Here is an 8042-nt window from a genome sequence, read left to right as displayed (position 1 = left end):
GCGCAGCGCCGCGATCGCCTCGACGGGGAAGCTGCCGTGCCGATCGGGCGCCGGCGCGCGCGCCACCGCGGAAGCGGCGAGCTCGGCGATGCCGACGGGGCGCGCGTTCACGAGCGCGATGGGGAGTGGAATCGTCATGTTCGGATCCGCAGAATGACGCGTGCGCGTGAACGCGCCATGTACGGACGCGCGAAGGTTCAATCAGCGGTAGGCGCGGCACGTTCCGGTCGCCCGGAAGGCTTGACCGTCGCACCAGCATGATCCTTGCTCCAGGTCCGAACCGGCCGAAATGAGTCCGGACCGGCCGAAATCCGAGAGGGCTCCTCGTGCTGCTGACGCCTCGCGAAAAAGACAAGCTCCTCGTGGCCATGGCCGCGCAGGTCGCGCGGAACCGCCTCGCCCGCGGCGTCAAGCTCAACCACCCGGAGGCGATCGCGCTGATCACCGACGTCGTGGTCGAGGGCGCCCGCGACGGGCGCTCGGTCGCCGAGCTGATGCAGGCGGGCGCCAATGTGCTCACCACGGACCAGGTGATGCCGGGCATCGCCGAGATGATCCACGACATCCAGGTCGAGGCGACCTTCCCCGACGGCACCAAGCTCGTCACCGTGCACCATCCGGTGCGCGGCGCGCCCTCCCCCGACGTGCCGGGCGCCGTCACCACGCTGCCGGGCGAGATCGTGTTCAACGAAGGCTGCGAGCGCACCGTGGTCGAGGTCGCCAACGTCGGCGACCGGCCGATCCAGGTCGGCTCGCATTACCATTTCTTCGAGGTCAACCCGGGGTTGCGCTTCGACCGGGAGAAGGCCCGCGGCCGGCGCCTCGACATCGCGCCGGGCACGGCGGTGCGGTTCGAGCCCGGCTCGACGCGGGAGGTGGCCCTGGTGCCGCTGTCCGGCGGGCGGACGGTGTACGGCTTCCGCGGCGACGTGATGGGGGCGCTCTAGCATGGCCAACACGCCCCCCCGCGCCGCCCTCCCCCGCGCCGCCTATGCCGACATGTTCGGGCCCACGACCGGCGACCGCATCCGGCTCGCCGACACCTGCCTGGAGATCGAGGTCGAGCGCGACTTCACCACCTACGGCGAGGAGGTGAAGTTCGGCGGCGGCAAGGTGATCCGCGACGGGATGGGGCAGAGCCAGGTCACCAACGCCGACGGCGCGGTGGACACGGTGATCACCAACGCGGTCGTGCTCGACCATTGGGGCGTGGTGAAGTGCGACGTCGGGATCGTGAAGGGGCGGATCGTCCGGCTCGGCAAGGCCGGCAACCCGGACATCCAGCCGGGCGTCGACATCGTCGTCGGCCCGGGCACCGAGGTGATCGCCGGGGAGGGCAAGATCCTCACCGCCGGCGGCTTCGACAGCCACATCCACTTCATCTGCCCGCAGCAGATCGACGAGGCCCTGTGCTCGGGGATCACCACCATGCTCGGCGGCGGCACCGGGCCGGCGCACGGCACCTTCGCCACCACCTGCACGCCGGGCCCCTGGCACATCGCCCGGATGATCGAGGCGGCCGACAGCTTTCCGATGAACCTGGCGTTTGCCGGCAAGGGCAACGCCTCGCGCCCCGACGCTCTCGTCGAGATGGTGCGGGCCGGCGCCTGCGCGCTCAAGCTGCACGAGGATTGGGGCACCACGCCGAAGGCGATCGACACCTGCCTGACGGTCGCCGACCAGCACGACGTGCAGGTGATGATCCACACCGATACGCTGAACGAGTCGGGCTTCGTCGAGGACACGATCGCGGCGTTCGCCGGCCGCACCATCCACGCCTTCCACACCGAGGGCGCCGGCGGTGGGCACGCGCCCGACATCATCAAGGTGGCGGGGCTCGCGCACGTGCTGCCCTCGTCCACCAACCCGACGCGGCCCTACACGAAAAACACCATCGACGAGCATCTCGACATGCTGATGGTGTGCCACCACCTCGACCCGTCGATCCCGGAGGATCTCGCCTTCGCCGAGAGCCGCATCCGCAAGGAGACGATCGCGGCCGAGGACATCCTGCACGACATCGGCGCGCTCTCGATGATGTCGTCGGACAGCCAGGCCATGGGCCGGGTCGGCGAGGTCGCGATCCGCACCTGGCAGACGGCGGACAAGATGAAGCGCCAGCGCGGCGCCCTCCCCGGCGACGCCTCAGGCAACGACAACCTGCGGGCGCGGCGCTACATTGCGAAATACACGATCAACCCGGCGATCGCGCACGGCGTGTCGGCCCATATCGGCTCGGTCGAGCCGGGCAAGCTCGCCGACCTCGTGCTGTGGTCGCCGGCCTTCTTCGGGGTGAAGCCCGACCTCGTGATCAAGGGCGGGATGATCGCGGTGGCGCCGATGGGCGATCCCAACGCCTCGATCCCGACGCCGCAGCCGGTGCATTACCGCCCGATGTTCGGCGCCTACGGCCGCGCGCCGTTCGCGACCGCGCTGACCTTCGTCTCGAAGGCCGCGATCGAGGACGGCCTGCGCGAGCGCCTGGGTGTCCAGAAGCAGCTCGTCGCGGTGGAGAACGTGCGCGGCGGCATCTCGAAGAAGAGCATGATCCTCAACGACGCGACGCCCGAGATCGAGGTCGATCCCGAGACCTACGACGTGCGCGCCGACGGCGAGCTGCTGGTCTGCGAGCCGGCCGACGTGCTGCCGATGGCGCAGCGGTACTTTTTGTTTTGAGGTAGGATCGGCACGTTCGAGGAGAGCCACGATGTCGAACGCCGCGCTGAGACCGCCTCCGGCGGCCGATCCCTATGAGACGGACTTCTATCTCTGGACGCAGGCCCAGGCCGAGCTGCTGCGGGCACGCCGGTTCGACGAGCTCGACCTGAGGAACCTGATCGACGAGGTGAGGAGCGTGGGCGGCAGCGAGAAGCACCAGATCGAAAGCCGCCTGGACGTTCTTCTCGGCCATCTCCTCAAGTGGAAGTACCAGCCGGGATTGCGCAACAACAGCTGGACGGCCACGATCTTCGAGCAGCGGACCCGGATCGGCCGTGTTCTGCGCGCCAGCCCCAGCCTCAAGCGCTACCCGGCGGATGTCTTCGACGCGTGTTACCTGTCCGGCCGCCTGCTGGCCTCGAAGGAGACCGGCATCGACTTCACGCTGTTTCCCGAGGTGCCGCCGTTCACGGTCGTTCAGGCGCTCGACCTCGACTACCTGCCCAAGGAGCCCGACCTGCTGGATCAGTCCTGACCCCATGATCCGCGCCACCCGCGTCATCCGCGCCGACGTTCTCGCCGGAGCCGAGATCGTCGACCGCATCGTGCTCGACCACGGCGACCGGCATCGCCGCCGCATGGCGATGCGCGGCGTCGGCGGGCTCGCCTTCCTGCTCGACCTGCCCGAGCCCATGGTGCTCGACGACGGCGACGCGCTGGCGCTGGAGGATGGGCGGCTCGTCTGGGTCGAGGCCGCGCCCGAGCGCCTGCTGGAGGTCCGGGCCGGGTCGGACCACGCCCTGAAGCGGCTGATCTGGCATATCGGCAACCGGCACATCCCGGCCGAGATCACCGCGGACGCGGTGTTCATCGCCTTCGACCATGTGCTGGCCGAGATGGTGCGGGGCCTCGGCGGCAGCGCCGAGCCGGTCGAGCGCCCGTTCCGACCGGAAGGGGGCGCCTATGCCGGCGGCCACGCCCAGGCGCATGGCCATGATGTCGGCGACCCTGGCGAGCTCGCGGGCAGCCGCGCCCATCATCACGGCGACGGGCGCTACCACACCCATGATTGAGCGCATCCGGCTGATGGCGTGGCTGTCGCCGACCTACCCGGTCGGCGCCTACGCCTACTCGCACGGGCTCGAATGGGCGGTGGAGGCGGGCGACGTCGCCGACGAGGCGGGCATCTCCGGCTGGCTCGGCGACGTGATGGAGCACGGGGCCGGCCGCAACGACCTGATCCTGGCGGCCCACGCCCACCGCGCCGCGGCGGCGGCGGCTCTGCCGGACCTCGCCGGGATCAACGATCTCGCCCTGGCGCTAACGCCGTCGCGCGAGCTTCACCTCGAGACGAGCCAGCAGGGCCGCAGCTTCCTCGACGCGACCCTGGCGGCTTGGCCGTGCCCACCCCTCGACGGGGTCGCCGGGGCGCTGCCGGGGGCGGTCGCCTACCCGGTCGCGGTCGGGGCCGCCGCGGGCGCGCACGGCATGGACCGGCCGGGGATGCTGGCCGCCTACGGACTCGCCTTCGTCCAGAACCTCGTCTCGGCCGCGTTGCGCGCCGCGCCGATCGGGCAGGCCGCGGGCACGCGGATCATCGCCGGCCTGAGCCCGCGCATCGCCGCGCTCGCCCAGCAGGCGGAGGCCTGCAGCCTCGACGACCTCGGCTCGGCGACGCTTCGCCTCGATCTCGGCTCGTTCCGGCACGAGACCCAGTATTCGCGGATCTTCCGCTCGTGATCCTCTGACGGAGCTTGCCCCCATGGCATCGAACAACGGACCCTTGCGCGTCGGCATCGGCGGGCCCGTCGGCTCGGGCAAGACCGCGCTGATGGAGCAGCTGTGCAAGCGCTTCCGCGACACCTACGAGATCTGCGCGATCACCAACGACATCTACACCAAGGAGGATGCCCGCATCCTCACGGTGGCCGGCGCGCTCCCCGAGGAGCGGATCATGGGGGTCGAGACCGGGGGCTGCCCGCATACGGCGATCCGCGAGGACGCCTCGATCAACCTGGCGGCGGTGGCCGAGATGCGCCGGCGCTTCCCGAAGCTCGACCTGATCCTGATCGAGTCGGGCGGCGACAACCTCGCGGCGACCTTCTCGCCGGAGCTCGCCGACATCACCCTCTACGTCATCGACGTGGCGGGCGGCGAGAAGATCCCGCGCAAGGGCGGCCCCGGCATCACCCGCTCGGACCTGCTCATCGTCAACAAGACCGACCTCGCGCCGCTGGTCGGCGCCGATCTCGGGGTGATGGAGGCGGACACCCGGCGCATGCGCGGGCCGCGGCCCTACGTGTTCGCATCCCTGCGGGAGGGCGCGGGAGCCGACGCGGTCGCGCGCTTCGTCGTCGAGGCCGGCGGCCTCGGTGGGATGCCGTCGCGTTAGTGCTCGGCGTTGGCCGAGCGGGAGCGGGCCGTCCCCGGGCTCTGCGGGACGCCGCCCATCAGCGCATCGAGGCGGCTCATGCGGGCGGAGAACTTCTGGGCGGTCTCGAGGGCGGCGCGGTCGCGCGGGCTCAGCGGCTTCGACCGGGTGTCGCCGGCGTGAGCCGAGGCGATCGGCAGGGCGGCGAGGACGAGGGCGGCGATGCGCAGGGACGATGTCATGATCATCACTCCATGCCGGCTCGGCCGTTCACGCGCGAGCACGGGTCGGCCTTCGGCAGGACTTCAACGTAGGGGTGAACGTGCGGCCAAGCTGTGCGCTGTCGCACCGCGGCCGGCGACCGCGCGCATCTCGACAGCCGGATCGATCGATGCAAGGTTTCGTTCGGGATAGCGCCGGCCGGAGGCATCGTGTCCGCCGGCTGTGATGGAGCGGGCATGTCGCCGGAATTGCAGGAATCGCGTGCGGCCCTGATCCTGATCGCCGTCGTGGTCGTATCCGTTCTGATCTTCGGGGCCGTGACCCTGTTCAGCCAGATCGGCTGATCGTCCCCCCTCGTCCGGTCTCGGGCCTCGCCCGAGCGATGTCGGGAATCGAACGGGGCGACGTCTCGGCCTCGTCGGCCGGGCCTGCGCGCCTGCACTGGGCTCGAACAGCATTCCCAGCATCGGATAGCCCTGCATCCCCCAGGAATCGGTAGAATGCAGCGGTGTCGAGCCTGATCCGAGTGTTGAATTAACGCGTTGTTAATTCCATCTTGGGTTGTATATCGGCGGTTCCCAAGCGAAACTGCAACCGAACCGTGGAGGTCCTCCATGCCCTCAGAAACGATCGACCGGTCCCGCTCGCGGCCCGTCGACCTGACGGCGGCCCTGTCGGCCTCCGGCGTGGTCGGAACCTGGGCCTGGTCGGCCCAGCCCGACCGCTGTATTCTGGATGCCGGGGCCGCCGACGTTCTGGCGGGAGACCATGCGATCGCCGGGCTGCCCGTGCCGTTCGAGCGGGCCAAGGCTCGCGTCCATCCCGACGACTTGCCGAAGCTGTCGCGCCACTTCAAGCGCCTGCGCCGCAGCGGGGGCCTGTTTGTCGCGGAATACCGCACCGTCTCGACCGCCGGCCGCGTCCGCCGGATCCTCGATCGCGGCCGGCTCGTCCGCAACGAGTCGGGGACCGTGCTGCACGGCCACGGGATCATCATCGACGTCACCGAGGGCGATCTCGACCTCGGCGCCTTCGCCGAGATCGAGCGGAAGGACCCCTCGGCGATCCTCGACACCGCCGCCGCTCACGCCTTGGCCTGCCGCGAGACGATCGATCAGCTCGACAACTCGGAGTTGCGTCTTCTCGTCGACGTGCTGCTCCTCAGCCTCGGCCAGCAGATCGCCGCCCTGTCGCGCGGGCCGGGGCGCGGGCACTGATCGTCGAACCGGCCGGTGCGGCGCGCGTGCCGCCGCGCCGCCGGCGAGGCCGGGCTTCGGCACATCGATCGTGCCGGGCCGGGCGTCCGGCAGGCGCCGGGCCGAAGCGGCGGCGTGCTACTGTACCAGCACGGCCTGGTTGCACATCGTGCCGTCGACGGTGACGTCGGCGTAGCCGAGGCGCAGCCCCAGGATGCGCAGCGTCGTGTCGAGCACCATGTCGAGGGCCGGGGTCACCGCCATCAGCGCGGTCGACAGCAGCGGCCCGAGCAGGGGCGGCACGATCAACCCGTTGATCGAGAGCGACAGGCCCTGGACCAGGCTTCCGGTCAGCGATTGCGTCAGGCCGGTGGTGGACACGGTCTTGGTGACCTGCCGCGTGATCTCGTCGTCGGAGAAGATCAGGGTCTGCGGCGCCGGGCTGGCGATGGTCGTCCGCGCCGTTCCCTGCACCGTCAGCAGCGGCAGCGCGATGAGGTTCGCGAACCGGCTCAGGTCGGGCGTGCCGGCGCCGACCGCGATGCTGCTGCGCGGGACGTTGGCGACGGCGAGGGTCGCGAGTCCGGGCTGCGCATCCACCGTCGCCTGCCGCCGGGTCGAGGCGGTCCAGGGGCAGGCGACCCCGCGCAGGGTCGCCGAGGCCTGCGCCGCCTCGAGATAGATCGGCAGGGTCACGGTTCCGAGGCCGAGCGGCGCGGTCAGCGTCGTCTCGAGCAGCATCCGCACCTGCGCGGTGTGGACCGTCGCGTTCGGCGTGCCCGGCTGGACGTAGCCGGAATCCTGGCGCCGCTCGCCGATCGCCAGCGTCAGCCGCGTGTTGAGCAGGCCCGGGACCGTCGCGCCGAGGTCGAGCGCGATCTGGTTCTGGCCGTTGGCGTTGGCGGCGATGTCGGAGATCACGTCCATCAGGCCGACGAGGGGGCCGGCCGCGCCCCGCGCCGGGGACAGGGCGGCCGCATCCCCGAGGTCGACGACCTGCGCCACGGGGATCAGCGCGCCGGCGTTGGGCAGCGCGCCCATCAGCTTCGTTAGCGCCGTCACCGCGGCGCCCGCCCCCGACGTGCCCTGTGCCGCGACCTTGAGGGCGGCGGTGAGCTGCCCGACGCTGGCGTTGGCGGCGACGAGGTCGGTGTAGTCCGCCGCCTGGAGGTTCAGGTTGGTCGCCAGCGCGTCGAGGAAGCGGAAGGCGTCGACCTGCATCGACAGCAGCGCGTTGTAGTCGAGGACGGAGAGCGAGAGCTTCGTCCCCAGCATCGCCCCGAGCAGGGCGTTGGCGATGCCGCCATCGAGCGCGGCCACGCCGGAGCCGATCGAGATGGCGGCGAACTGCGCGCTCGCGGCCGTGCCCGTCACCTGGATCGGCACGGTCCTGGGCAGGCCGAGCACCTGGGCGAAATGCACCGGCACCCCCGTCCGCAGCCCGACGCGGACGGCATTGGCGGGGCTGGCGCCCGCCTGGAACCGGCTGGCGGGCGCGATCCTGGCGTTGCCGGCGTAGCTCCCGGGCGAGACCGTCACCGTGGCGGCGGCGTAGCCGTTGTCGGCCAGCGAGCGGCGGGCGAGCGCGTCGGCCC

At 71.0% G+C, this 8042-nt stretch carries 10 protein-coding genes; 8 read left to right on the top strand and 2 right to left on the bottom strand.

Going from position 1 to position 8042, the window contains the following annotated elements; translation table 11 throughout:
• The first annotated feature begins 326 nt into the window (after positions 1-326).
• Genes FV230_RS20865 through ureG form a run of 6 tightly spaced genes read left to right on the top strand, consistent with a single transcriptional unit; the run spans position 327 to position 5050 of the window.
• A complete protein-coding gene (locus FV230_RS20865) occupies positions 327-947 on the top strand; it encodes an urease subunit gamma (RefSeq protein WP_147729308.1) in 621 nt (206 codons plus the stop codon).
• 1 nt (position 948) lies between these two features.
• A complete protein-coding gene (gene ureC, locus FV230_RS20860) occupies positions 949-2676 on the top strand; it encodes an urease subunit alpha (protein WP_147843753.1) in 1728 nt (575 codons plus the stop codon).
• 31 nt (positions 2677-2707) lie between these two features.
• Positions 2708-3193 carry a DUF29 domain-containing protein gene (locus tag FV230_RS20855; RefSeq protein WP_147843752.1) on the top strand — a complete coding sequence of 162 codons (486 nt, stop codon included), beginning with the start codon at positions 2708-2710 and terminating at the stop codon, positions 3191-3193.
• Positions 3194-3197: 4 nt separating this feature from the next.
• Positions 3198-3731 carry an urease accessory protein UreE gene (locus tag FV230_RS20850; RefSeq protein ID WP_147843751.1) on the top strand — a complete coding sequence of 178 codons (534 nt, stop codon included), beginning with the start codon at positions 3198-3200 and terminating at the stop codon, positions 3729-3731.
• On the top strand, positions 3724-4398 hold the full coding sequence (locus FV230_RS20845; protein ID WP_147843750.1) for an urease accessory UreF family protein: 675 nt from the start codon (positions 3724-3726) through the stop codon (positions 4396-4398). The genes FV230_RS20850 and FV230_RS20845 overlap by 8 nt, the downstream gene beginning before the upstream one ends.
• Before the next feature lie 22 nt (positions 4399-4420).
• Positions 4421-5050 carry an urease accessory protein UreG gene (gene ureG / locus FV230_RS20840; RefSeq protein ID WP_147729384.1) on the top strand — a complete coding sequence of 210 codons (630 nt, stop codon included), beginning with the start codon at positions 4421-4423 and terminating at the stop codon, positions 5048-5050.
• Here ureG and FV230_RS20835 read toward each other — a convergent pair.
• The gene (locus tag FV230_RS20835) at positions 5047-5271 is read right to left on the bottom strand and encodes a hypothetical protein (protein ID WP_147843749.1); all 225 of its coding nucleotides are present in this window, start codon (positions 5269-5271) and stop codon (positions 5047-5049) included. The two genes, ureG and FV230_RS20835, sit on opposite strands and share 4 nt — an antisense overlap.
• A 93-nt stretch (positions 5272-5364) precedes the next feature.
• On the opposite strand from FV230_RS20835, the gene FV230_RS29830 reads away from it, so the two are divergent.
• Both FV230_RS29830 and FV230_RS20830 read left to right on the top strand, forming a co-directional pair.
• Positions 5365-5595, top strand: coding sequence for a hypothetical protein (locus tag FV230_RS29830; RefSeq protein ID WP_187275569.1), 231 nt, complete (start codon positions 5365-5367; stop codon positions 5593-5595).
• 270 nt (positions 5596-5865) lie between these two features.
• On the top strand, positions 5866-6468 hold the full coding sequence (locus FV230_RS20830) for a PAS domain-containing protein (RefSeq protein ID WP_147843748.1): 603 nt from the start codon (positions 5866-5868) through the stop codon (positions 6466-6468).
• Between the two features lie 117 nt (positions 6469-6585).
• On the opposite strand, the gene FV230_RS20825 is transcribed toward FV230_RS20830, so the two are convergent.
• The coding region (locus FV230_RS20825) for a TadG family pilus assembly protein (RefSeq protein ID WP_147843747.1) at positions 6586-8042 on the bottom strand (1457 nt) is incomplete at its 5' end.

The sequence above is a fragment of the Methylobacterium sp. WL6 genome (genome assembly GCF_008040095.1).
Taxonomy (GTDB): domain Bacteria; phylum Pseudomonadota; class Alphaproteobacteria; order Rhizobiales; family Beijerinckiaceae; genus Methylobacterium.
This window is presented reverse-complemented; position numbering and strand designations above follow the sequence as displayed.